This is a genomic window from Advenella mimigardefordensis DPN7 (genome assembly GCF_000521505.1).
Taxonomy (GTDB): Bacteria; Pseudomonadota; Gammaproteobacteria; order Burkholderiales; family Burkholderiaceae_B; genus Advenella; species Advenella mimigardefordensis.
Window position 1 is genome coordinate 2,617,226 of sequence record NZ_CP003915.1, and the last position, 25,829, is coordinate 2,643,054.

21 protein-coding genes, 1 tRNA gene and 1 pseudogene are annotated in these 25,829 nt (G+C 54.4%); 11 read left to right on the forward strand and 12 right to left on the reverse strand.

What is annotated here, in order from left to right:
- The first annotated feature begins 101 nt into the window (after nt 1-101).
- Complete coding sequence (locus MIM_RS12050) at nt 102-896, forward strand: hypothetical protein (RefSeq protein WP_025373009.1); 795 nt, start codon at nt 102-104, stop codon at nt 894-896.
- On the opposite strand, the gene rfbD is transcribed toward MIM_RS12050, so the two are convergent.
- From rfbD to MIM_RS12070, 4 genes are all read right to left on the reverse strand, one after another.
- The gene (gene rfbD / locus MIM_RS12055; protein WP_025373010.1) at nt 888-1,856 is read right to left on the reverse strand and encodes a dTDP-4-dehydrorhamnose reductase; all 969 of its coding nucleotides are present in this window, start codon (nt 1,854-1,856) and stop codon (nt 888-890) included. The two genes, MIM_RS12050 and rfbD, sit on opposite strands and share 9 nt — an antisense overlap.
- A gap of 16 nt (nt 1,857-1,872) precedes the next feature.
- Nucleotides 1,873-4,941 carry an efflux RND transporter permease subunit gene (locus tag MIM_RS12060; RefSeq protein WP_025373011.1) on the reverse strand — a complete coding sequence of 1,023 codons (3,069 nt, stop codon included), beginning with the start codon at nt 4,939-4,941 and terminating at the stop codon, nt 1,873-1,875.
- 2 nt (nt 4,942-4,943) lie between these two features.
- Nucleotides 4,944-6,080 (reverse strand): efflux RND transporter periplasmic adaptor subunit, encoded by a 1,137-nt coding sequence (locus MIM_RS12065; RefSeq protein ID WP_158318731.1) that lies wholly within the window; start codon nt 6,078-6,080, stop codon nt 4,944-4,946.
- Nucleotides 6,081-6,229: 149 nt separating this feature from the next.
- Nucleotides 6,230-8,440, reverse strand: a complete 2,211-nt coding sequence (locus tag MIM_RS12070) for a carboxy terminal-processing peptidase (protein ID WP_025373013.1) — start codon at nt 8,438-8,440, stop codon at nt 6,230-6,232.
- Nucleotides 8,441-8,672: 232 nt separating this feature from the next.
- Here MIM_RS12070 and MIM_RS12075 point away from each other — a divergent pair, with 232 nt between their 5' ends.
- On the forward strand, nt 8,673-9,839 hold the full coding sequence (locus MIM_RS12075) for a lytic murein transglycosylase (RefSeq protein WP_245592872.1): 1,167 nt from the start codon (nt 8,673-8,675) through the stop codon (nt 9,837-9,839).
- A 139-nt stretch (nt 9,840-9,978) separates the two neighbouring features.
- Nucleotides 9,979-10,055, forward strand: a tRNA-Met gene (locus MIM_RS12080).
- Between the two features lie 260 nt (nt 10,056-10,315).
- Here MIM_RS12080 and MIM_RS12085 read toward each other — a convergent pair.
- Together MIM_RS12085 and MIM_RS12090 are read right to left on the reverse strand one after the other, a co-directional pair.
- Nucleotides 10,316-11,686, reverse strand: a complete 1,371-nt coding sequence (locus tag MIM_RS12085; protein WP_025373015.1) for a sensor histidine kinase — start codon at nt 11,684-11,686, stop codon at nt 10,316-10,318.
- Nucleotides 11,683-12,396 carry a response regulator transcription factor gene (locus tag MIM_RS12090; RefSeq protein WP_025373016.1) on the reverse strand — a complete coding sequence of 238 codons (714 nt, stop codon included), beginning with the start codon at nt 12,394-12,396 and terminating at the stop codon, nt 11,683-11,685. Before MIM_RS12090 ends, MIM_RS12085 begins: the two co-directional genes overlap by 4 nt.
- 232 nt (nt 12,397-12,628) lie before the next feature.
- Here MIM_RS12090 and MIM_RS12095 point away from each other — a divergent pair.
- The 4 genes and pseudogenes from MIM_RS12095 to sstT form a co-directional block, all read left to right on the forward strand.
- A pseudogene (locus MIM_RS12095) lies at nt 12,629-13,075 on the forward strand (tripartite tricarboxylate transporter TctB family protein); the annotation flags it as partial.
- A gap of 104 nt (nt 13,076-13,179) precedes the next feature.
- Nucleotides 13,180-14,685 carry a tripartite tricarboxylate transporter permease gene (locus MIM_RS12100; RefSeq protein ID WP_025373018.1) on the forward strand — a complete coding sequence of 502 codons (1,506 nt, stop codon included), beginning with the start codon at nt 13,180-13,182 and terminating at the stop codon, nt 14,683-14,685.
- Nucleotides 14,686-14,858: 173 nt separating this feature from the next.
- Nucleotides 14,859-15,434, forward strand: coding sequence for a DUF421 domain-containing protein (locus MIM_RS12105; protein WP_084458985.1), 576 nt, complete (start codon nt 14,859-14,861; stop codon nt 15,432-15,434).
- A gap of 287 nt (nt 15,435-15,721) precedes the next feature.
- Entirely contained in the window at nt 15,722-16,960 is a 1,239-nt protein-coding gene (sstT, locus tag MIM_RS12110) for a serine/threonine transporter SstT (RefSeq protein ID WP_025373020.1), read from the forward strand.
- Between the two features lie 87 nt (nt 16,961-17,047).
- On the opposite strand, the gene MIM_RS12115 is transcribed toward sstT, so the two are convergent.
- Together MIM_RS12115 and MIM_RS12120 are read right to left on the reverse strand one after the other, a co-directional pair.
- Nucleotides 17,048-17,347, reverse strand: coding sequence for a barstar family protein (locus MIM_RS12115; RefSeq protein WP_025373021.1), 300 nt, complete (start codon nt 17,345-17,347; stop codon nt 17,048-17,050).
- Nucleotides 17,348-17,367: 20 nt separating this feature from the next.
- Entirely contained in the window at nt 17,368-17,871 is a 504-nt protein-coding gene (locus MIM_RS12120; protein WP_245592746.1) for a ribonuclease domain-containing protein, read from the reverse strand.
- 191 nt (nt 17,872-18,062) lie between these two features.
- Here MIM_RS12120 and MIM_RS12125 point away from each other — a divergent pair, with 191 nt between their 5' ends.
- The 3 genes from MIM_RS12125 to MIM_RS12135 all read left to right on the forward strand — a co-directional run bounded on the left by MIM_RS12125 (nt 18,063) and on the right by MIM_RS12135 (nt 20,983).
- Nucleotides 18,063-19,412: an MFS transporter gene (locus MIM_RS12125; protein ID WP_025373023.1), complete on the forward strand. Its 1,350-nt coding sequence runs from the start codon at nt 18,063-18,065 to the stop codon at nt 19,410-19,412.
- A 29-nt stretch (nt 19,413-19,441) separates the two neighbouring features.
- On the forward strand, nt 19,442-20,233 hold the full coding sequence (locus MIM_RS12130) for a CDP-diacylglycerol diphosphatase (protein WP_052342312.1): 792 nt from the start codon (nt 19,442-19,444) through the stop codon (nt 20,231-20,233).
- 240 nt (nt 20,234-20,473) lie between these two features.
- Complete coding sequence (locus tag MIM_RS12135) at nt 20,474-20,983, forward strand: hypothetical protein (RefSeq protein WP_025373025.1); 510 nt, start codon at nt 20,474-20,476, stop codon at nt 20,981-20,983.
- 135 nt (nt 20,984-21,118) lie between these two features.
- Here MIM_RS12135 and MIM_RS12140 read toward each other — a convergent pair whose 3' ends face one another.
- From MIM_RS12140 to MIM_RS12155, 4 genes are all read right to left on the reverse strand, one after another.
- The gene (locus MIM_RS12140) at nt 21,119-22,828 is read right to left on the reverse strand and encodes an FMN-binding glutamate synthase family protein (RefSeq protein ID WP_042070268.1); all 1,710 of its coding nucleotides are present in this window, start codon (nt 22,826-22,828) and stop codon (nt 21,119-21,121) included.
- A 137-nt stretch (nt 22,829-22,965) separates the two neighbouring features.
- Entirely contained in the window at nt 22,966-23,454 is a 489-nt protein-coding gene (locus MIM_RS12145) for a hypothetical protein (RefSeq protein WP_025373027.1), read from the reverse strand.
- 165 nt (nt 23,455-23,619) lie between these two features.
- The gene (locus MIM_RS22155) at nt 23,620-24,156 is read right to left on the reverse strand and encodes a hypothetical protein (protein WP_025373028.1); all 537 of its coding nucleotides are present in this window, start codon (nt 24,154-24,156) and stop codon (nt 23,620-23,622) included.
- A gap of 194 nt (nt 24,157-24,350) precedes the next feature.
- Nucleotides 24,351-24,914: a hypothetical protein gene (locus MIM_RS12155; protein ID WP_025373029.1), complete on the reverse strand. Its 564-nt coding sequence runs from the start codon at nt 24,912-24,914 to the stop codon at nt 24,351-24,353.
- A 136-nt stretch (nt 24,915-25,050) separates the two neighbouring features.
- Here MIM_RS12155 and MIM_RS12160 point away from each other — a divergent pair, with 136 nt between their 5' ends.
- On the forward strand, nt 25,051-25,740 hold the full coding sequence (locus tag MIM_RS12160; RefSeq protein WP_025373030.1) for a cytochrome b/b6 domain-containing protein: 690 nt from the start codon (nt 25,051-25,053) through the stop codon (nt 25,738-25,740).
- The last annotated feature ends 89 nt before the right edge of the window (nt 25,741-25,829 follow it).

The following is a 25,829-nucleotide window of genomic DNA, read 5'->3' on the forward strand; positions in this document are numbered from 1 at the left end:
AGCCGGCGACGGCACCTGGGGCCGCTTACGCATCCGTAACTTGCTAAAATAGCCGGTTTACTTGGCATTATTCCGGGCAATGGCGTCCGGGGCATTTACTCATGACAGATACTAGCACAAACGCGCTTTTCATCATTACCAGCGCCACTAATGCGCCTTATGCGGGCGCCTTTGCAGGTGACGCACACCAACAGCAAACCGGCAAATCCACAGGAAACGATCACGCGCATGGTAACAACCAGCAACCTGCTGCCACAGGCCAGTCTGTGCCAGGCTATGATAGTCTGCTGGCCACAATCAGCAGCATCAATACCCATGCACCCGGCTCGCGCATCGCACTGGTGGAGTATTCTGCCTATCCCCTGTCTCAGCCACAGCATGATGCCCTGATTGAGCAGGTAGACTATCTTATGAGTTATGCCGGCAACGAACAGATTCAGCGCTTTGACCGCGAGCTGGGCAGCCATCAGGCCATCGCCGCCTTCAGCGAACTGACCAGCCTGCTGTGGTTTCTGCAAGTCGGGCAACACCACGACCTGTACAAACCATTCAAAAGAGTCTTCAAAATGTCTCCCGGGGTACAACTGGTGTCAGCGCCAGCCGATTCCGCTCACTTTGCCGACAGCGCTCAGGGACGCTACGTTTTTCCTAACGCAATACTGGCTCCCAATGCAGCCGGTGCGCTGGCACTGCAGTTTTCCAATGGTTACTGGAGCATGGACACCTCGCTGGTGCCCTCTTTTATCGCTTTATTGCAGGAGATTCTCGAAGCGATGCACAAACAGGACCAGCAGGGACAAGCTGTGTCTGTCGAAAGCATGCTATACAAATACATTGATGCCGGCAAGATTTTCTATGATCTGAAACCTGTTGTGGCAGATGCCTCTTCAAAGTAAGAAATCACGGTCTTTGAGGTCCTGGCATAAGGCATCGACCGTTGTATCAACGCCCTGCTGCCAGCAGGGCAATGACAAACCGAAAGCATCCGACAGTTTACCGGTAGCCAGACGGCTGTTTAATGGCCGTCGCGCAGGGCTGCCATATTCCAGGGTACTGACAGGCACGACCTGATCGATCGCCAGCTTCACCCCATTGCTTCGCATGCGCGCAAAAATATGACAGGCGTAATCAAACCAGCTGGTCTCGCCTGTGGCGGCCAGATGATATAAACCATCATCGATGGCCGCAGCTTGACTGCGATACTTGCCAAGTACCGCTGCAGTGGTGTCGGCAACCAGACATGCACTGGTGGGCGCGCCAATCTGATCATTCACTATACGCAGGCATTCACGCGTCATGGCCAGCTTCATCATCTGTTGCAAAAAGCCCTGCCCCTGGCGACTATATACCCAACTGGTGCGAAAAATAAGGTGTCTGCAGCCGCTGTGCATGATCGCCTGTTCTGCCGCCAGCTTGCTGCGACCATACACATTAACCGGTCTGGCCATATCGGTTTCAAGCCACGGCCGGGTTCCGGAGCCATCAAAAACGTAATCCGTAGAGTAATGGATCAACAGCGCACCGCATTGTGCTGCCGCCCGCGCCAGTACGGCCGGCGCATCCGCGTTGATTTGCATGACCATTGGCTCACGTGTCTCGGCATCATCAACCGCAGTGTAGGCTGCTGCATTGACAATCACGTCAGGCGCCAGGACAAGCGTGTACTCGAGCAATTGCGCCGGATCCTGGAAGTCGACCGGAGCGACGCCTTGCGGATACGCCGCGTGGGTGAGCACAGGCGTTGACCCCGCTGCGCTTTGCGGCCTGGCGGGTGCGATGACCTGACCCAAAGGCGCCAGCGTTAACTGTAATGCGCGACCCACCTGCCCGGTTTTTCCAAAAAGCAGTATTTTCATTGCACCTTCATCTTTGTCACTCCGGATCATTGAATAACTTACCGGTATGGCGCCGGAAAAAACCACTCACATCATCAACGATCAGGAACACAGCCGGGATGACCAGCAGGCTTAGAAATGTAGACGTAATCAGGCCACCCAGCACGGCAATGGCCATGGGTGAACGAAAGGCCGGATCTGCCGCACCCCAGCCTGCCGCCAGCGGAACCATGCCCGCGCCCATGGCAAGCGTTGTCATTAAAATCGGCCGCGCCCGCTTGTGGCAGGCATCCCGCAGTGCTTCCAACCGCGTCATGCCCTTCTCCTTGATTGCCAGAATGGCATATTCAACCAATAAAATCGAGTTCTTGGTCGCAATGCCCATCAGCATGATCAGGCCGATCAGCGACGGCATGGAAAAGCTCTTATCGGCCAGCAACAGACCCACAAACGCGCCACCCAGCGACAGGGGCAACGCAGCCAGAATGGTCAACGGCTGCAGAAACTGTTTGAAAAGCAGCACCAGGACAATATAAATGCAGACAATCCCGATCACAATCGCCAGACCAAAGCTCTGAAACAATTCTTCCATGACTTCTGCGTCTCCAATGTCAATGACCGAGACGCTGGCGGGCAGGTTTTTCATGGCAGGCAATTGCTTTACCTGACTGACCACATCGCCCAGCGCGACGCCGGACAGCTCAATTTCAAACGTGATATTACGGGCCCGATCGTAGCGGTTGATCACCGCAGGGCCACCGCCAAGACGTACATCAGCCACGCTGCTGAGCGGCACCAGCCCGCCAGCCCCGGGCACACGCAGATTTTCGATAAAGCCCAGATCCTGGATGGCCCATTTCTCCAGCGCCACAACTATCGGTATCTGACGCTGGTCCAGATTGAGTTTGGACAATGCCACTTCAAAATCGCCTGCTGTGGCAACGCGCAGGGTATCGGCCATCGCCGCACTGGTAACGCCCAGCTGGGCTGCATCATCAAACCGCGGGTGCACTTCTACTTCCGGGCGCACCAGACTGGCGGATGAAGAAATATTGCCCAGGCCGGCAATGGAACGCAACTGACGGCCAACTTGCAGCGCAGTCTGCATCAGCACGTCGGGCTGTTCACTTGAGAGCACCAGTATGTACTTCTCGCCTGAGCCACCCAATCCGACCTTCAGCCGCACCCCGGGCACGACAGCCAGACGCTCGCGAATATCGGCTTCAATCTCCTGCTTTACCGGTCGTTCATTACGTGGCGCCAGCAATACGGTCAGCGTCGCCTTACGCTCTTCCTGAGTCTGGCCACCGGCAAACGGATCGCCTCCTGCAGCGCCACCCCCGATGCTGGTATAAACAGACAGCACCGACGGATTTTGCATGACCAGCTCGCGCACGCGCTCGGCCGTTTTCTCGGTTTGTGCCAATGGCGTGCCTGGCTGCATTTCTACATAAACCTGGGTCTGGGACATATCATCAGCAGGCATGAAACCCGTAGGCAACAGGGGAATAATGACAATCGAACCGATAAAGAACAGGCCGGCGATAACGACGGTGACCCACCGATGCCGCAATGATCGGTCCACCCATTTCATATAAAATTGCATCCACCCGGGATCCCTGGGTGCCGCTTGCCTCCCCTTCAGAATGTAGGCACACATCATGGGGGTGAGCATGCGGGCAACAACCAGAGAAGCAAAAACGGCCATCGCAGCCGTCCAGCCGAATTGCTTGAAAAATTTGCCGGCTATACCGCTCATAAACGCCGTTGGCAAAAAGACGGCGATCAGGGTGAAAGTGGTTGCCACCACAGCAAGGCCGATCTCGTCGGCGGCCTCCATGGCCGCCCGATAGGGCGATTTACCCGACTGCAGATGGCGCACGATATTCTCTACCTCGACAATCGCATCATCCACCAGGATACCCACCACGAGCGACAAGGCCAGTAGCGTCACGCCGTTGATCGTAAAGCCAAACCAGTACATACCGACAAATGCCGGGATGATGGACAAGGGCAAAGCGACGGCCGAGACCAGGGTTGCCCGGACATCGCGCAAAAAAAGCCAGACCGCCAGCACCGCCAGCAGCGCACCTTCGTATAGCATGTGCATGGCCCCGTCATATTCAGACTGGACTGGCTGCACCATATCGAATGCCGTTTTGAACGTCAGATCGGGATACTGGGCCTTGATCTGCTCCAGTGCCTGCATCACGCCCCTGCCGACATCCACCTCCCCGGCTCCGCGACTGCGTGCCACCTCAAATGCCACGACGGGCTTGCCATCCAGAAAGGCAGCGGAGACCGGATCAGCAAAACTGTCGCGCACCGTCGCCACCTCGCCCAGTGTAATGACTTTGCCATTGCTCAGCGGGATACGCAGATCTTCAAGCTCAGCGGCGCTTTTAACGGTACCCAGCGTGCGGATGGGTTGTTTCTGGGAACCCAGCTCCGCCTTGCCGCCGGACTGCTCCTGCTGCACCGATTTCAGCTGCCTGGAGACATCGGCCACCGTGGCACCCAGCCCCTGCATTAATACAGGATCCATATCCACCCGAACCTGCCGGTCGCGTCCGCCCACCCGGCTGACCTTCCCCACGCCGGAAACGGTAAGCAGTTTGCGAGCGATGGTGTTGTCCACCAGCCAGGACACATCGGTTTCATCACGGCGCGTGGAACTGACGGTGAATGCCAGGATAGGCTGCTGCGCCAGATCCAGTTTGGTTACGATGGGTTCCTCGGTATTGGCCGGTAATTCATTGCGTACCGATGCGACCGATGACCGTACATCATCCACCGCTTCCTGTATGGGCTTTTCCAGTTCAAACTGTGCGGTTGTGGTCGCGACGCCGTCCTGCAAGGTGCTGAAGACATGATCGATGCCCTGCACTGTGGCCAGGTTATCTTCGATCTTGCGGGCAACATCATTTTCCAGCTGACTGGGCGTCGCGCCTTCCAGCACGGTGGTTACGACAACAGTGGGCAGATCAATATCGGGAAAGTTTTGAATTCGCATGGCATGAAACGAATACAGGCCCATCAGTGTCAGCAACACAAACAGCATGCATGCGGGCAAGGGATTTTTGATTGACCACGCAGAAACGTTCATGCTCAGTTCCCGCCTGAACGGGCTTCGGATGCGGCCCGGGAATCATTGGACTGCCCGCCAGAGGCCGCCTTGCCTGTTTCGTCCTGGCCGGGTTGCGACACCTCTGCGTCAACCACCCGCACCGTATCCTGGTCATTCAAAAACGCGGCGCCTTGCGTGACGACCCGATCTCCCTCATGCAGACCCGCGGTCACCTCTATTGCATTTTTAACTGCGTCACCCGTTTGCACCTTGGTTTGTGCAACCTTATTGTCATCGCCCAGCACAAAGACAAAATTGAATCCATCGCGTAGCACCAGCGCCTCGCGTGGCACGGTGAGTCCCTGTTTAGCGGGCAATACAAACCGCCCGCGCAGGAACATCCCGGCCCGCAATTGCGGATCAGGCGTCAAATCCACATAAACAATGCCCTGCCGGGTCTGCTCGTCCAGTGTCGGGCCGATCTGCCGCACGCGCCCACTTACCTCTCTTGCGTTCGGCAACATCACCTGCACCGGCATTCCCTCATTCACCAGCATGAGATTGCGCATGCCCAGTTGCGCCTGCCACTCCAGCCGATTGTCCACCACCAGATGAAAAATTTCCTGCCCGGGATTGACTACCGCACCAATGACTGCATTGCGCACAGAAATCGTGCCATCTGAGGGCGCCAGCAACTTCGTATAGGAGCTACGCTGTGTCTGGGTTTGCAGCGCCGCCCTGGCGGCTGTGACGTCGGCCAGAGCGCTTTTCTCACCGGACAGAGCCTGATCGACTTCAGATTGACTGATGGCGCCACTACCCCGAATTTTTCGGATGCGATCCGCATTACGTTTGGCCGTATCCAGTGAGGCCTGAGCCTGCCGCAAGCGCGCCTCGGCCTGCGTCAGATCGCCGCGGCTGGAGGTATCTTCAAACTCGGCGAGCATCTGTCCAGCCGTGACCCGATCACCCACATCGGCATGCAGGGCTTTAAGACGAAGACCATTGGTCTGGGCGCTGACACTGGCGTCATGCCAGGCGCGAATGTTGCCGGTTGCGCCGAAACCCGGTGTGATCGGTTCGGCAGTGACCGTCTGAACCGTAACGGTCAGCGCGGGCGTGGCCGCGGGTTCCTGAGCGTGAATAAGGCCCGGATAAATAGCACTCAACGCAAGCACGGTGAATGCGTACAGTATTGACTTTGTGTTCGGTATCAGCACAGATAGCTACCTGCTCGATGGCAAAAAAAACAGACATATCGTACGGGCAAATACGATATGTCTGTCTGCGCGAGTTGTGAGTCCTTGTAACCGGATACGTCGAAAAGCTATTTCTGGTCGACCAGATCCGCCACTATATTGGCTGCTTCCTTGATCGCAATATCCAGACTCTCCTTGCGTTTTTTCTCGTCCGCCAGCTCCTGTGTCAGATTGCCTTCACCAGCGGCCAGGCCATCGTCAAGGCGGAACGAGTTGACATCGGATTCACCCAGCTTTTTACGGCGCTCTTCAAACTGCGACTGTTCTGCAGACATTTTTTCCCGCTCATCCAGTCGTGTGGCATAACGCAGTGAAATGACTTTTTTGTCAGAAGTCTTGCGGGCGTAGGCAAGTTCATCCAGCAACAACTTCCAGCTGTCCGATTGCTGAGCACGTTGCTCATGCATGGTTTTGAGCGGTCCGATTTTATCTGCAAGCGTATCGTAGCCACTATAGCGGGTGGGTGCAATCTTGCTCCACGGCATGGCATTTTCGTAGCTGGACTCGCCCAGTTCGGTCGGGTCAAAGGCTGACGGGAACACAATATCGGGTACCACACCCTTTTCCTGGGTAGAGCTACCATTCACACGGAAGAATTTCTGGATAGTCCACTTCAGGGATCCCAGCTCTTCGCCCTCGTGCCGGCGCAGGAACTCATCCAGACCGCGAATGGTTTGTACGGAACCCTTACCCCAGGTGGGATCGCCAATGACGACACCACGCCCGTAGTCCTGGATCGCCGCCGCAAAAATTTCCGATGCAGAGGCAGAAATGCGATTAACCATGACCCCGACCGGCTTGTTCCACACGATTTTGCCTGTGGCGCTGCGAACATTGGAAGTGGTTCCTTCGGCAGTACTGACCTGAACAATCGGGTTCGGGCCGCCCAGGAACAAACCGCTAAGATTGGCCGCTTCGCTCAGCGAGCCGCCACCGTTGTTGCGCAGATCAAGCAGGACGCCATCGACGCCTTCTTTATCAAGCTTTTCCAGAATCACGCGAACATCGCGGGTCACGCTTTTGTAATTGCTTTCACCCCGTGCTTTCGCGTCGAAATCTTCGTAGAAGCTCGGAATGGTGATGATACCGACTTTGCGTTTGTTCGCGTCGGTACCAGCTTCATAAATACGGTAGCGGGCCGCCTGATCTTCCATGGTCACTTTCTGGCGAACAATGGAAACCGTGGTGTGCTTGCCTTCCATACCTCTTTCGGCCGGAATGATTTCAATGCGCACGGTGGTGCCCCGCTTGCCGCGAATCAGCTTAACAATGTCGTCCAGGCGCCAGTCGACCACATCTTCCATCGGACCGGATTCACCCTGACCAACGGCGACAATGCGATCGCCGGGATTCAACTGACCGGATTTAGCCGCCGGGCCACCTGGCACCACTTCACGGATCTGTCCGTATTCATCGCGTTTTTGCAGGACCGCGCCAATGCCATCAACCGACAGACTGATTTGCACATCGAAGTTTTTGGCAGAGCTGGGGCTGTAATATGACGTATGTGGATCGGTGCTGTTGCCGTAGGCGTTCAGGAACATCTCGGCAACGTCTTCGCCGTTCATCCGCATGATCTGGTTGCGATTGTTGATATAACGCTTTTTGAGTTTTTCAACAATCACGCTGTCCTTACTGCCCGCCAGTTTCAAACGCAGATAATCGTTCTTGATCCGTTTGCGCCACAAATCGTTGATCTGTTCGTCGGAGCTCGCCCATTCGGCTTTCTTGCGGTCCAGGTTGAACGATTCTTCAATGTCGAAATTAAACGGCTTGTCCAGCAAAGCCAGGGCATGATCAAAGCGCTGTTCAACACGATCGCGATATTTTTCGAACATGGCAAATGCCGGTGCAAGACGACCGGTCATCAACATGGTATGAATGTTCTGGCGTACCGGTTCAAATTCGTTAATATCCGACTGCAGCAGATACATCTTCGCCGGATCCATCATCTTGAGGTATTCCTTGAACACCGCTTGCGACATGTTTTCGTCCAGCGGCTTCTTGTCGTACTCAAAGCGGGTCAGGATATTGGCCACAATAATGGCTGCCTTGGCCTGATCGACCGTAGGCTCCAGCGCCTTTTTCTCGGGTTTCTTCAGCGAGGCCGGCGCTTTTGACGCATCGGCCGACGAGTTGCTGTTTTGAACCACCAACTGATGCTGCGTGGATTGCGACTGCTCAAGCCGTTCGATACGGTTCAGCGCTTCTGAGTCGGCGTATACACAGGCCGAGGTAGCCAGAAGTGCCAGAGCCGTTGCCAATACTTTCAACTTCATACAATGCAATCTCAACGAATGAATAAGGATTATGGGTACTGATTCTAACGAACTGCGGTCAATTTTACCCATGTTTTGCGCCAAACACATGAAATCACAAACAAAATAGCACATACGTTAAAATTTGACTTCAATTCATTACACGATTCGACAATCATCAGGAGCCGTTTTCATGCCTATTTGCCGCTTGCGCCGTTCTCACTCTCGCTCATTGCAGCGGCTTACCGTCCTCATGACAATTGGCATACCGGCTGCCGCATTTGCACAAAGCGGCGGCGATTTTTCCGCATGCATGCAAAAGCTGCAGCCGCAAGCGGCGCGCGCCGGCATTTCGGCGCAATCCTTTGCCCAGTTTACTCAGGGCGTTACGCCGGATATGAGTATTCTGGAAAAACTGAATTATCAGCCGGAATTTCGTCAACCGATCTGGGATTATCTGGCCGGCCTGGTCGATGACCAACGGGTCAGTGAAGGCAAAAGCAATCTGGCCCGCTATGCCGATGTATTGCGCCGTGTGTCTGCACAGTACGGCGTCGATCCGGCAACTGTCGTGGCGGTTTGGGGCGTAGAGAGCAACTTCGGACAAACACAGGGCAAATACCCGCTGGTGCAGGCACTGGGCACACTCAGTTGCTACGGTCGCCGCCAGGCCTATTTCCAAAAAGAATTTTTTGCCACGCTACGGATTCTGCAATCAGGTGATATCCAGCCGCAACGCCTGGTCGGCTCCTGGGCTGGCGCTTTCGGACACACCCAATTTATGCCGACCACGTTCGAGCGGCTGGCGGTCGACTTCGACGGTGACGGACGCCGCGACCTGATGGACAACGCCGCCGATGCCCTGGCCTCTACCGCCAACTTCCTGGCCAAGGGCGGCTGGCAGACCGGGCAGCCCTGGGGGTTTGAAGTGCGTCTGCCTGCCGGCATGAACACAGCCGGCGAGGGCCGGCGCAATAAAAAATCGGTTTCTGCCTGGGCTGCGCAAGGCGTGACTGCCGTAGACGGCCAACCGCTGGACGCCCGTGTCTCGGGTAGCCAGAAAGCCGGACTGCTGACACCAGCGGGCGCTGCCGGACCGGCGTTTCTGGTGTTCCGTAATTTCGATGTGATTTATGGCTATAATGCCGCCGAAAGCTATGCGCTTGCTATTGCGCACTTAAGCGACCGGCTGCGCGGCGCAGGGCCTTTTGTCACCGCCTGGCCAACAGACGACCCTGGTCTGTCAAGGGCCGAGCGGATTACGCTGCAAAAAGCCTTGCTCAGCCGGGGCTATGACATTGGTGAGCCTGACGGACTAATCGGCAGCAAGACCCGCGACGCAATCAAAACAGAGCAAAGTAAACTCGGATTAACGCCTGATGGTCGCGCCGGACAAAAAATCCTGCGGGCCTTGCAATAAAATGCTTGCGCATCAGAAAAAATCCTGATATAGTTTCATGCTTCATTCAATCGCACTGCAACTATTCGGATATATTGAATACGTGCAGTTTTGAATGAAACATGAACCTCATTTTAATGAGTTGAAAGTTTGTGAGAATGGCTCTTTAGCTCAGTCGGTTAGAGCGACGGAATCATAATCCGCAGGTCCCCCGTTCGAATCGGGGAAGAGCCACCATTAACACGCTTTCACATTACGCCAGAACAAGCCCTTAGGTCGCCTCACACGCGGCCTTTGTTGTTTCTGCTGTATTCATTCATCGTGCCCATTCATAGTGCCGTCGCCACATGATCGAGCTGCTGCGCCTAGCCGCCAGCAACGCCCCATTCCAGACAGTCCCCTGCAACTCATGTAAGTATTTTCCGAAGAACGTTGGAAAAGGAAGGCAAAGACGCAACGTTGAATGACGACTGACTGTCAGTCTCGTGCCTTTCTGCCTATACCTGTTCGATTGGAAACACAATCGTAATTTTCAGGCCGGGCTGGCGGTCCTCAAAGCACAATGTCCCGTCATGCATGGCGACGATGGCCATGACGCTCTTGAGCCCAAGACCGAAGCCGGTCGCATTAGGGTCCAGCTGATAAAAGTGTTTGCCTACATTGCCGTATTCGCTGACAGGAATGCCCGGCCCATCATCTTCGATCTGAATGGATAGCTGCCCCTGCTCTGCATGCACACTCACCCAGACATGCTCACGCGTGTATTTCAATGCGTTGTCCACCAGATTGGCCAGCATGCTGGCAAGCAGGTCTGCATCCCCATCAATATGACAGTCGCCATGAATCGTCAACGACAGCCGGCGATGGCGGTCTTCGGCAAAAGCACTGTATAGATCAATGACGTCCTCCGCAATTGCCGAAAAATCACACACCCGAAAGCGCTGCCGATGCACGCCTGCCTCGATCTCGGAAATTTGCAATAGCTTCTCAAAAAGCTGGTTCAGATTTTCAATTTCCTGAACGGCAAAGTGCGTCGCCTGCAACACCTCCTGCGCCGAATGGCCAGGCCGCTGCACCGTGCGCAGCCGGCTGATAATCCGGGTCAGCGGCGTGCGCAGATTATGCGCAATCGTATCGGATACGTGACGGACGCCTTTCATGAGTGCCTCGATACGGTCCAGCATTGAATTGATTTCGTGGCTCAGGTGATAAAACTCGTCGTGTATTTCGGATAGAGGGATTCGTGAAGACAGTTGACCGCTGCTGATTTGCGTCGCAGTCTTGTGAATGCTACTGACCCGGAAATCGAGTTCGCGCCTGAATATGAAAGTGCCCACAATAACCAGCATTAAGGCGACAAATAAAGTAACCAGGCAGGCCTGACCGATCAGCGCGATGGTTCTGTTGGTCTCGGTCAGATCCACCCCGACAATCAGTGTGCTGCCGTCATCCAGGATGGACACCTTGAATCTGCCGGTAAGCGCCAGACCATTCCTGGCCACATTGGCTTCCGCAATTTCCGACAGACGAGAAACCGGTGCGGCATCCAGGTTGCCGATGACCTTTTCACCGGCCTGATTAATCAATAGATACAGTTCCTGATCGGAATCCACTTCATCCGATAGGGTAAAGGCAAGAGAACGAATCAGGCGATCTGAACCACCCGCTTCAAAATCGGTCACCAGTCGATGGGTGGTCGACGCAATCTGACGCTGCAATTGTGAATGCAGCGCACCTACCACCTGCAAATAAATAAATGCCATCAGGACCAGGATGGAAAAGATGGCCAGCATGCCATAGTTAAAGGTCAGTCTGAAGGAGATCGAATTCCATGTCCGGTCCAGAAAACGGACAAATTGCCGAATCATGATGGTGCACTATCCGGTTCTGTCACCCGCCCCTGCTCCGACAGCACATAACCCTCGCCCCACACCGTATGAATCAGTTGGGTCTGAAAGCCGCTGTCGATTTTGCGTCGCAGCCGACTGATCTGAACATCAATGACATTCGATTGCGGGTCAAAACGATAATCCCACACCGATTCCAGCAACATCGTACGGGTAACCACATTGCCGGCATTCTGCATCATATGAACCAGCAAACGATACTCCCGGGGTTGCAGATTGATGAGCTTGCCGCCCCGCTCGACCTTACGGTTGATTAAATCCAGTTTGAGGTCGCCGACACGCATCTGTTTGACGGTCTCATCAGTCCCGGCCCGCCGGATCAGCGCTTCGATCCGGGCGACCAGCTCAGAGAAGGCAAACGGCTTGGTCAGGTAATCATCTCCCCCGGACTTGAGGCCACGGACACGCTCATCCACCCCTGACAAGGCACTCAGCACCAGTACGGGCGTTTTATTGCCCAGGGCACGCAGCGTGGACAGGATGGACAAACCGTCGATATTGCCCGGCAGCATCCGGTCCAGAATAATGATATCCCATTGCTGTTCGCTGGCACGACGCATCCCGTCTGCACCGTTGCCGCATACGACGGCGTCGTGCCGCAATTCATTCAGGCCATTGGCAATATATCTTGCGTTTTCGTAATCATCCTCAATGACCAAACAGTGCCACATGACTGCTCCCCCGTTCCTATGTAATTATTCGGCATTGCGCCGCTAACTGAACATCATACATTTTCAGCCCGCTGCACGTACCGTACCGATCCGAATTCCAATATACATTTTTATTCAAATGCAATCATGACAAAACGGTAATGTTTTCGTCATCCACAGCAAGGTTTATGGCTCTATACAATCTTTCGGCTATACACCTGCAATTTTAGTGGAGACTTAAAAGGTACAGATTATGCATATAAAAAACCAACAGGACTTCTGGTCCGGCCTGATGTTCGTGGCCATCGGACTGGGATTCGCCATATTTTCCCTCGGCTATGACATGGGCACACCAAGCCGCATGGGCCCGGGCTACTTCCCATTCTGGCTTGCGGTCTGCATGGCTCTGCTGGGCGCAGTTGTCACCCTGACTGCCCTCAGAGGCGAGGCAACGGAAGATAGCTCGGTCGGTCATTTCGACTGGGATATTCTATTCATGATTATCGGCAGTATCTGCCTTTACGGTCTCATGCTGGATCATCTCGGACTCTACATTGCTACACCACTGCTGGTCATTTTCTGCAGTCTGGCCAGTCATGAGTTCAGCCTGATGATTGCAGTGGGTAACGCCGTCTTTCTGACCGTATTTTCCTGGCTGGCCTTCGTCAAGGGCCTGGGTCTGATCTTCCCGCTGTGGCCCGAACCCTTTGCTGAATGGAGCATTGCTGCACAAATTCTGATACCTGTCGGCATTGTTATTGCTGTTGTCATGCTGGTACGCCGAATTAAAGGAAAATAATCACTATGGAATTACTTGAACATTTGGCGCTCGGGTTTTCGGTTGCCTTCACGCCTGAAAACCTGCTGTATGCACTGCTCGGTTGTATTCTGGGAACGCTGATTGGCGTGCTGCCTGGTATCGGCCCTGTGCCCACCATCGCCATGCTGCTGCCCCTGACATATATTCTGCCTCCTACCGCTGGCCTGATTATGCTTGCCGGGATTTATTACGGTGCGCAGTACGGCGGCTCCACCACGGCCATTCTGGTAGCGCTGCCGGGAGAAACCTCGGCGGTGGTCACGGTATTGGACGGTCACCAGATGGCCAAGAACGGGCGAGCGGGGGCAGCACTTGCCATCGCTGCTATCGGCTCGTTCTTTGCTGGTTGCTTCGCAACCGTTCTGCTGGCTGCCTTTGCACCTCCCCTGGCTGAAGTGGCCTTTAAATTCGGTCCGGCCGAATACTTCTCCCTGATGGTTCTTGGTCTGGTGGGCGCAGTGGTGCTGGCTTCGGGCTCTCTGCCCAAAGCGATTTGCATGATTCTGCTCGGGTTGATGCTGGGTATGGTGGGTACCGACGTGAACTCCGGCGTTGCCCGGTTTGACTTTGGGATTCCGGAACTGCAGGATGGTATTGACTTTGCCGTGGTAGCGATGGGTGTTTTCGGCCTGGCTGAAATCATGAATAACCTGGCACAAAAAGAAAATCGCGTCGACATTACCGACAAGATCGGCAGCCTGTATCCGAACAAACAGGAGTTCAAAGAAGCAGCACCGGCATGTATCCGCGGTACGCTGCTGGGTTCCGCGCTGGGTATTCTGCCAGGCGGTGGCGCCGTGCTGTCTTCGTTTGCGTCCTATACACTGGAGAAAAAGCTCTCCAGAAATCCGGAACGTTTCGGCAAAGGTCACCCTGCCGGTCTGGCTGGCCCTGAGTCTGCCAATAACGCAGCAGCACAAACCTCATTCATCCCTCTGCTGACGCTGGGCATTCCTGGTAACGCGGTAATGGCGCTGATGGTGGGTGCCATGACGATTCACAATATTCAGCCCGGCCCACAGGTTATGTCCAGCCACCCCGAACTGTTCTGGGGCCTGATCGCCTCTATGTGGATTGGTAACGTGATGCTGGTGATTCTGAACCTGCCACTGATCGGCCTGTGGGTGAAACTGCTTAAAGTACCTTACCGTGTACTGTTCCCTGCTATTGTGCTGTTTTGTACCGTCGGTGTGTACTCGCTGAATTACAACGTATTCGACATTTACATCATGGCTGCTTTCGGTATCATCGGCTACGTGTGGAGCAAACTCAAATGCGAAGGTGCCCCGCTGCTACTCGGCCTGGTGCTTGGCCCGATGATGGAAGAAAACTTCCGTCGCGCCCTGCTCCTGTCACGCGGTGAATTCAGTACTTTTGTCACCCGTCCGCTGTCTCTGTCCCTTCTGGTGTTGGCTGCCGCCCTGGTGGTACTGGTTGCGCTGCCATCGATTCGCAAAAAACGCGAAGAGACGTTCGTCGAAGAAGACTAGACAACTGCCCGGGGCTTACCGGACCGCAAGGACCCAGCCAGCCCCACCCATTGTTCACCGCCGCCCTGTGCCGATATTGGCATGGGGCGGTTTTTTTTGGCCTGTGCCGCCGGGTTATACTTTGCCAGACAGCACGCGGTTCATCCTTCTTCGATTTTCACGGAAAATGCATTATGGCTATGCTAAATGAAGTATTTCAGATGCAGCAGACGTTCAGCGAAGCTTTTTTACGGAGTACGGCGATCTACTGGGGCATTTATCTGCTTTTCCGGTTCGCCGGGCGGCGCAACATTGGCTCCCTGGGATTTGCCGATATCGTGGTTGTGATGCTGGTATCAGAAGCCGTCGGCAATGGCTTGTCAGGTACCTCAGATACCGTCACCGATGGACTGGCGGTCGCGGCAGGCATTGTTCTATGGTCCTTTCTGATCGACCGCCTGGGATACTTCTTTCCGCCGGTAAGCCGGTTGCTATCGCCTGATCAGTTGCTGCTCATCAAAGACGGGGTCCTGCAACTGAAAAACATGCGCCGCGAATATGTCACGCGCGGCGAATTACTGGAGCAACTGCGCATTAACGGCGTAGCTGACCTGGCGCAGGTCAGACGTGCCTATCTGGAAACCAATGGCGAAATCAGCGTGATCACGAGAGACCGGCGTGACGGCTCCGGCAGCACGGGCACTAAGCCCGACACCATTGCACGCACGTCCGACACAGCAACCCGCAACAGCAATGATAACGACCGGTAGCAAGCCATTCCCTCCAGCGGGCGCACAAACCCGTTTTGACTCATTGACACCATTTCGACCCACAGGCGGTTAAAAAGCAGATAACATGACGCCCAGCGCGTTTTTCGGCTCAACCCCGCTGGGGATTACCCCGGGCAGCGCATCCTTTTTAACGTTGCCATCGCGCAACACCCTTTTTCGTTTTCCTGCAGATACGGATCAGCCTTCGCCGCCACGCTTGCGGTCCGGACGTCTGCGGTGCTGCTGCCCACGGCTCTGCGGGATCACATGCATTTTGGAATAATGTCATGAAGTTGCAGCATTTATTCGCGGGGATCGCCCGCGGCAATCTCGTCCTCCAGATCATCATCGGCCTGATTCTTGGTATTTTATTTGGCGTCTTTTTCCCTGAGGCCGCTCAAGCGAGTGCTATTATCGGCACCTTCTTTACCGGCGCCCTCAAGGCCGTCGCCCCGGTGCTGGTTTTTGTGCTGGTCATGGCTGCGATTGCCCAGCACCGCAGCGGTACCCAGGTTTATATCAAGCCTATATTAGCACTCTATGTGCTGGGGACATTCGCGGCAGCCCTGGTCGCGGTCGTCGCCAGTTTCGCCTTTCCGACCACACTTACGCTGGTGACCAGCCAGGTCAAGCAAAGTGCACCGACAGGAATTATAGAAGTGCTGCGTTCACTGGTACTCAATCTGATCGATAACCCGGTCAATGCCATTCTGACAGCAAACTATATCGGCATCCTGAGCTGGGCTATTTTATTGGGCGTCAGTCTGCGTCATGCCGGCGCCACCACCAAATCTGTCCTGAGCGATGCGGCAGAAGCCGTGACCAATGTGGTGCGATGGGTGATCCGCCTGGCCCCGCTTGGTATTTTCAGCCTGATCGCAGTCACTGTCGCCACGACAGGCCTGGGTGAACTGAAGGCTTATGGGCGACTGCTGCTGGTACTGGTCAGCTGCATGCTGTTTGTCGCGCTTGTGGTCAATCCGCTCATCGTTTACTTCAAGATTCGTCGCAATCCCTACCCCCTGGTCTTTCGCTGCCTGGCCGAAAGTGGCTTCACAGCCTTCTTCACGCGCAGCTCGGCCGCCAACATCCCGGTTAATCTGCTGTTGTGCAAAAAACTCGGTCTGCATGAAGACACCTACTCTGTATCCATTCCGCTGGGAGCCACGATCAATATGGCAGGTGCGGCTGTCACCATCACGGTCCTGACGCTGGCTGCCGTCCATACCGTGAATATCCCGGTTGATATTCCAACCGCATTGCTGCTGAGCGTGCTGGCGACCGTGGGTGCCTGCGGCGCCTCTGGGGTACCCGGCGGGTCGCTGTTGCTGATTCCCATGGCCTGCAGTCTGTTCGGTATCAACAATGATCTGGCCGCCCAGGTGGTGACCGTCGGCCTCATTATCAGTGTGATACAGGACTCCTGCGAAACGGCGTTAAACTCCTCTACCGATGTGCTGTTTACAGCCGCAGCAGACAAAGCCATGCAGAACCCGACCGCAGCAGAGTGCGAAATCGCAATTTGATCTGAAAATTGGCTTGAGTCAGATTACATATATCGAACCGGTTAGTGGGTCAGCCCACAGCCGGTTTTTTGCTCTATGGCGCAACGCTCACTCCAACTCGAGCTGGACGTCGCCGCGTTCGCGAGCTACTGCCCTGAAAATATCCAGCAAGCCTTCATAATACGACTCACCCAGATCAAGCGCACTGCGGGCATGACCGAGCCAGACAATGCGGTAGGGCCCCTTTACATCCGTGCTCAGGCTATCGTATAACGCATCCAGATTACGACCGAAATACTGCGGCAGATGCAGCGCTACCTGCAATTGATCATACACATCATCAATCGAATGAATATGTGTTAGTTCGCAGGTCTTGAGCGGCGCGGGGGTGGGGCGTACGACCTTCATTCTCCTGCGTTTCGAAGTTCTCATCGACATGCGGGCACCTTGTGAAATGTCTCATAATGATCCACGGTCACATACTGCTGACCAGCCTGGGCGAAAATCAGCCGTTTGGCGTTACGCTTTTTTCCGCGGTAATCCAGATCTGCCTCTTTCCATTGTCCTTGCGGCAAGCGTCGCTCATAGTTGCCGAAATGGTCACCTCCGATAGACTTACCGCGTAGCGCGGGTATATCGGCGAAATACTGCCCTGGCGACCAGCCTGCCTGCCGGGCCTGCTTTTTGGTGACAAAGTAAGCGGGCAATTGCTGCCTGGCGTTCAGGGAACGTACGATATCGCTTAATTGGCCAGGATCCACCTGCCCGTCAAGCGCTGTTTTATTGAAGGTGTCCAGTACCACCTCACAGCGATCGATGCCGCCAGCCAGGGCGGTACTGCTCTTGGAAGGAGCCGGGGTGGGCGCGGCCCAGCCCATAGCATACGCCGGTGCGCACATGGCCAATATGAATGTTGACAGCAAACGTTGCATCTCGCTACTCGCAAACGTGTTTTCGGTGCTCAGAGTGTAGCCGATTGTGTTGACAGAATGACGAAAATCTGACAGTTAAAATGATACATTTTAAGTAAATGGCGATTCTTTACCGCAAATCTGCAATTTGGTTTAATGTTGCGACTGTTGTTTCTGTCCGGCAAACTACGCTGCCGTAACCTATATTGTCCATGACCAATCCCTCCCCCAACGATTCTGCCAAAGACAGCACTGCATCCGACGGCGGTGCATCCCATATCATGCTGCAACGGCGTTTTGCCCCTTATTTCTGGACACAGATATCGGGTGCCGCCAATGACAATCTGTTCAAGTTCGCCGTCACAATCATGCTTACCTATCATGTATCGGTGAGCTGGCTGCCCCCTGAAATGGCAGGCGTGGTGATCAATGGCATGTTCATTGTCCCGTTTTTGCTGCTGTCTGCGGTAAGCGGGCAAATGTCGGACAAATTCGAAAAAGCGCGCTTCATGCGCTGGATCAAAACCGTCGAGATCGGGATCATGGCCCTGGCCGCATACGGCCTCGTATACCAGCACGTGTACATCCTGCTGTTATGCGTGCTGCTGATGGGCATCCACTCCACTGTTTTCGGACCGGTTAAATTTGCCTATTTACCCCAGGTCTTTCACGGCACCGCCCTGGTCAGCAGCAACGGCTGGGTCGAAATGGGTACCTTTGTCGCCATTTTGCTGGGCAATATGGCCGGCGGATTCATGGCCGGCATAGAAGGCTCAGGCTACCATTATGTGGCGGCCAGTTGTGTCGTCATCGCCATGATAGGCAGGCTGTGTTCCGGGCTGATTCCGCCCACGTCGGTGGCCTCGCCCGAACTGAAGCTGGACTGGAATCCGATAGCCGGCACCATCGAAAACCTCAAGTACGCCTTTCATGATCTGCATGTTTTCAAAAGCATTCTGCTGATCAGCTGGATGTGGTTTTTTGGCGCAGTATATCTGAATATTTTCCCGGTCTTTGCCAAGGAAATCCTGCGCGGTGACGAACAGGTGGCCACCCTGCTTTTGGGCGTGTTTTCCATCGGGGTGGGGTTTGGCTCGGTCCTGTGCGGCTGGATTGGCAAGAAAGGGCTGAATGTGCTTAAGCTGGTTCCTGTCGGCGCTGCCGGCATGACGGTGTTTTCCGTACTGCTTTATTTTTCTACGCATAATCTGAATGCAACACATCTGCTGGCGCTGCACGAATTTGTGTCGCTGCCGGCGAACTGGCTGTTAATCGCCGGACTGTTTCTGCTGAGCATGTCCGCCGGACTGTACAGCGTTCCGCTGTATGTGCTGATCCAGCAAAAAACACCCAAAACGCACTCCGCCCGCGTGATTGCCGCCAACAATATCATGAATGCCATTTTTCTGGTGGCCAGCTCGCTCCTTACCGGGCTGCTGATCGCCTTTAGCACCGTCCCGCTGATCGTACTGTTTCTTGCCATTGCCAATGCCATTTTCGTGTTTATCGTCATGCGCTCTGACCATTCGTACATTACCGAAATGCGCGAACCCATGGAGTAACGGGCGAATAAGCTGAACAAGGAGTACCCGTGTCTGTCCGATTCCGCTGCGGCAATGCCGCCGCAATAATCATCACCGCCAGCCTGCTGGTCGCATGCCATCGCTCTGTGGTTCCCCAGCCAGCGGCAGCCGTGCCAACCAGACAGGTGCCGCACGGCGACATACTCTGGCATTTTGTGCATGACCAATGCGTCCCTAATCAACAGGCGGGTAACCAACCCCCTGCCCCTTGCAAAAAGGTGGATACGGACCAGGGTTATGTGATCTTTAAGGATAAGAACGGGCCCCTGCAATACTTGCATATGCCTACACAGCACGTGAGCGGTCTGGAAGACCCCGCGCTGTTGCAGGCCAGCCGTACCCCGTATTTTGCGCAAGCCTGGCACGCCCGGGACTATATGGATCGCTTGCTGGGTAAAGCCATCCCTGTGCAGGAGTATGCCCTCACCGTTAATTCAAAATCGGGCCGCAGCCAGAATCATCTGCATATACACATTTCCTGCGTGCGCCCCGCCCTGCGCGACCGGCTGCTTGGCATGCACGCGCAATTTGACTCGCGCTGGCGAGCTGTGCCCGGCGGCATCAATGGTCATGCATACCAGGTGCGAACCTTGTCGTTGAACGAACTCGAACAACGAGGGCCCATTGCCCTGACCATCACCTCGCTGCCGCAGGCACGGCAGGATATGGCAAATGTGAGTCTGGCCTTGTATCCACTGTCTGAGCAGCAATTTCTGCTGTTTGCCGATCACCGTTACGGCGCATCGGCCGAAGGCGATTTTCAGGACCATCGCTGTCCGCAATTGCTGGCAAACCACTAAGCGATCGGCAGCCCTTTGGTTTTGAGCGCAGGCACGCGACAGCATACCCATTTGCTGCCGCTGGCAGCCGATTTTTGACAATGTCAGCACCCTGCCAGGTACTGCCGGATCAAGTTTTGATTTCGTAAATATGTTTATTGGTTACTGAAATTTCTGACTACCGCAAATAAGTTATAGTATATTGATTCGTCATAGTCAGGAACGGTCGTTTGCACGCCGTTCACAAGCGTAAGGATATACATGAAATCGTTCATAAAGTTGCTCATTTTGCTGCTGGTTGCAGCAGCCATTGCATTTGGTGCATGGAAAATTATTGAGACAACAATTTTCAATGACGACGATGTCGAACCAGCCCAGCAATCTGAGCTGCATCAGCCGCCTCCTGCGCCGGCTCCGCCGCAGAAACAGGAAGATCCCTATCAGAACGCACAGGGAGATGACGCCAGCAGTGATAGCGCTCCAGCCACGTTAACCTGCACCGATGCCAGTAAAATCATTGCAGAACTTTACAATATGCGCGTCAATGGTAAAACTCAGGACGAAGCCAACGAGGCCGTCAGCAACAACGAGAGCATCCCGGATGAGCGCGTGTCGTCATTTATCGAGTTTGTAGAGCTTCTGTGGTCTACTCCGAAAGACAAAATCGCTGAGAAAAATCGCTTTATCAAGGATTTCACGGCAAACTGCGAAAAACTGGAGCGAGCGGCACCCGCCACCTCAACAGCACCTGCCAAGCCCGCCGCACAATAAGCGCCTGGTGTGACTGCCGCCCTGGCCGGGGCGGCGCCGTCAGCAAAAATGCATCCCACATCGGCAAGGTAGCTACGCACAACGCGTGGCTACCCTGTTCCGCCCCCCCGTATTTAGAAGGCGGTAGCAGCTCATTTATAGTGGCTGCAGCAGGTTCGTGACCGGCACATCCTTTTCTGCAGGCTTTTCACTCACCTGATACCCCGTGTTCATTTCGCTCGCCATCAGGTCAACCGCCCGTGCGGGCTGAAACGAATGAGCCTGCGCCAAAGGCCAGCAGATCTCGAATATTTTCAGGCGATAATTGCCTTTGAGCAAATCGCCCTTTTCCAGTTCCGGATAAATCGCAGATAGCACTTTTACCTCAGAGCTGGATATACGCCGCGCCACATGATGCGCCCGAAGTTGCTGGGGATGGGTCAGGCCTGCAGCCTGGAGCAGCTCAGCCAGCGCATGGACGGTATTGCGATGAAAATGTTTGACCCGGTCTGCCTTGTCCGGCACAACAATGGCACGCTGCCGCGATGGATCCTGGGTAGCCACGCCGGATGGGCATTTGCCGGTATGACAGGCCTGCGCCTGGATACATCCCACGGCAAACATAAACCCACGCGCACTGTTGCACCAGTCCGCGCCCAGCGCCAGTGTTCTGAGCATATCAAAGGCGGAAATAATTTTTCCCGACGCACCGATTTTGATGCGCTCACGCAATCCGGCACCAACCAGCGCATTGTGCACCAGCCGCAAGGCTTCTTTAAGCGGTACGCCCATATGATCGACGAACTCCACAGGCGCAGCCCCCGTCCCGCCTTCTGAACCATCGACGACGATAAAATCCGGCGTGATATTGGTTTCCAGCATGGCCTTGACGATGCCAAACCACTCCCACGGGTGGCCGACGCACAGCTTGAAGCCTACCGGTTTGCCGCCAGAGAGCGTGCGCAGGCGCTGGACGAATTGCAATAGTTCAACGGGCGTGCTGAATGCCGAATGCGTTGCCGGCGAATCGCATTCCACTCCGGCCGTGACACCCCTTGCCTCGGCGATCTCGGCGGTCACTTTAGCGCCTGGCAGAATACCGCCATGCCCGGGTTTAGCCCCCTGCGACAGCTTGATTTCAATCATTTTGACATTGGGCAAGGTCGCCTTCTGTGCAAATGCTTCATCAGAAAAGTGCCCGTTTTCATCCCGACAGCCAAAGTAACCTGATCCTATGTTCCAGATCAGGTCACCGCCGAATTCGAGATGATAGCGGCTGATCCCGCCTTCTCCCGTATCATGGGCGAAGTCACCATCTTTGGCGCCGCGGTTAAGTGCACGGATGGCGTTGGCCGATAGCGCACCGAAACTCATTGCAGAAATGTTGAACACGGATATGTCGTAAGGTTGGGCACACTGCCCTTGCCCCACGGTAATTCGGAAATTGCGATCAGGGATATGACTGGGCATCATGGAATGATTGACCCATTCGTAATCGTCGCCGTAGACATTTTTAATCGTCCCGAACGGGCGCTTGTCAATTTGCTGTTTGGCCCGCTGATAAACGATAGAGCGCTGAGCGCGCGAAAATGGCAGCGTATCGGTGTCGCTTTCGATGAAGTATTGACGCAATTCCGGCCGAATAAACTCCAGCAGAAATCGCAAATTGCCAATAACCGGATAATTGCGTTTTACAGAATGCCGCGGCTGGATAAGATCGTGAATGCCGACAGCCGTAAGCAGCAGACAAACCAGCGCGACGACATACCATGCAGGAGCAACAAACTTACCAAGGAACAGGCTGACCACTGCCCCAAGAATGACGAGAAAAAATGCCAGGAAACGAACTGGAAATAACGACAGCATTGTGCACCTTTTATTGAACATCAGACAGCATAGAATACGATGTAAACATGACAATTTCAAAGGCTGCAAAAAAGCCTCGCCGGAGCGAGGCTTGGGTTGCCACTCAAGTAACAGGTGACAAGACAGACAGCCGGTAATTATTTGGCTGCAGTTTTGGGTGCGATGGCTTCAACAACAGACCCGGCGACCTGATCATCACGAACCATGAACAGGAAATCGTTGTTCTGGCGGATACCGGTGAGCGAGGCCAGCTGACCACCTACCGTTGTTGCATACCCCTGATCCTTAGGCGCTGCATTCAGAGCGGAAACACCGGCAGGGTTCAGAGACAGTTTGACAAAAGAGCGACCCTGACTGTCGCGAACACGATCAACACTCGTCAGATTGGCACGAGTAATGATGGGTGTTTTGCTGACATAAATGGTCTGTTTCTCACTCAGCTTAACAGGACGATAACTTTTGATGACTTTGTCAGAAGCCAGGAATACGTCTACTGCAGTACCTTGTGCAGCAGGGGTTTGTGCAGTGGTACCTGTGCTCTCGGTACCAGTCTTCATTGTGTTACATCCAGCCAGAACTGCAGCCAGAGGAAGCACAATCAACGCAACTTTTCTGGATAATTTCATAGTATTTCCTAATTAAAACTAATTTGAGAACAACTTCGCGTAAAGTCGTCTGTTTACGTTACAACAGATTCAGAGAAAAAACAACGCTCAAATGTTAACAATACTCAGAGTGAACCCTGCAAGCAACGTATCCGGAACAACAAAACCGAAGTACCCTTGAGACTATTACTTTTTACCGCGAATGATGTCAGCTGCTGTTTTGGCGTTATTCAGCGTGGCCATGGGCATCAGCAGCACGCCGTCATCCACTGCGCCAGGCGAAGCAATGGTTGTCGAAAAAATAGAGTCGTTCAGGCTGGCCAATATCATTTTTCCTTTGGCTGCCTTGCCGGAAATTTCAGCGTTCAGCTTGCGGGCACCTTCGGGCGTCACGCGTAGTCCAAGTGCAGGACGATCACCGGCCTTGGTCACGAAAACGTTCTTGACATCAGTCCGGGTGAGGATCGGGCCAACTGCGTTATAAGTCTGATCGCCAACCTTCAATGGAATGGTTTTAGCTGATTTGCCCTTGGTCGCTTTAGGCGCGGCTGTTGTGCCCACATACACCTCCAGGTTACCAGCACCGGTGGTTTGAACGGCCGTCGCCGACGTGCCGGGACCCATTGGCGCAACCGTTCCGGATGTGGCGTTTTTTTCAAAAAAGCTGCATCCGGCAAGGGCGGTCGTTACTGCCGCGACCGTAACAAGCGTAGTTAATTTCATAGTTTGCCTTTCTAATAAAATGAAAAAATGCTGCAAGAACACAACGCAGAACTTTTGCCTGCCTGAATTTTAATCATTAAAGTCAGGTAAATTCGTTGCAAAATGTGAATGAAGCAAGTTGTACGTGGAGGAAAAAGAGACAGATGTAACACGGGAACGTACCCGTAGCCGCAAGTTAGCCATTAAAAGCCTGCTCAGTGAAAATATCCACGACATTTGTCACTGTCAGACAGATTGATCGTATTTGTCCCCGGCGCAAGTCTGATTCTTTTGGCCAGCAGCCCGCCGTACTGGACAGCGCCCGAGAAGGGTTTGGTGTCCATCCAGTACAGTCTTGTCGTAAGGTAATATTCGCCGGAAGGGACGTTGGTAAACGCGAACTGGCCGAAGGAGTTGGTTTTCGAGGCATAGGCTTTCGCAGCGTAGCGCGGATCCGCTTTGCCTGCCAGCACTTTGCCGCGCCGGCAGACCACGTCGAACCATTGAGTGCTCATGGCCGATACAGGATTGAGTACAACATCGACATTACCCCCGCTGCGCTCACCACCATTAATGGCATCGTAAATGAACGCACGTCCCACCAGCATGGTGGGTTGTCCTATTGGCAACGCGTAGCTGCTTTCGTCATAGCTGACCCGCGTTACCTGTTCGCGAGGAGAATGGCTGATTGAGTGGTCTCTGCCGGTTTTGGTGGAAGAACACCCAGCCAGGATGGCCGCTGCAATGATCGCAAAAAGGACGTGGGTTGAACGCGACATGAGTACCTGTTAGCTGATTTAAATGAGTTCGCTTATCATAGACCAACTCCGGGCCAATTACACTGCAAATGTTAAAATAACGGTAAAGTCGGGGTAACTGAAACCGGTTTGAAAACAACCCGCTGGAAAATGACATATGAATAATATCAGAGTCTGGGATCTGCCATTACGCCTGTTTCACTGGTTGTTGGTTATCTGCGTGGCCGGTGCCTATTTTTGCGTCAAGTCGGCCGGCATTACCGAAGGCTGGTTGTCCGAAACCGGCACAGACTGGATGACCTGGCATTCGCGCTTCGGCTACGCGGTACTTACCCTCATTCTTTTCCGGCTCGTCTGGGGCATCATCGGCCCCTATTACTCACGATTTACTCAATTTGTGGTGGGCCCGCGCACTATTGCCGCCTACTTGCGCACTGCAAAATGGACCGCCGGCCACAACCCCTTAGGCGCCTGGTCGGTCATTGCCATGTTGCTGGCCTTCGGGGTGCAGGCGGGCAGCGGCCTGTTTGCCAGTGATGACATTCTTTTCGAGGGCCCGCTAAGCGATCTGAATCCGGCCTTAAGCCGTTTTTTCAACAGCGTGCATCACGCAAGCGAATGGGTGTTGATTGCACTGGTGGTGTTGCATTTGTGTGCTATCGCTTACTACAGCCTGTTGCGCCGGCAGCCGCTGATACGAGCCATGGTCACGGGAGATATCCCTGCTGAACAGCATCTGCCCGCAGAACAACCGGCGCAGAGCCAGGATAATGCCGCAACCCGCCTACGCGCAGCCATTGTATTGTTGCTCTGCGCTGCTATTGTGTTCTGGCTTTCCCAATTCTGAACCGGACAGGTGCAGCCCCACAGGCAGCACCCGCAGGGATTGAGGTAGCGCCGCCTGTGACGTTCCTTTACATCTGGCCCATTCGCTTA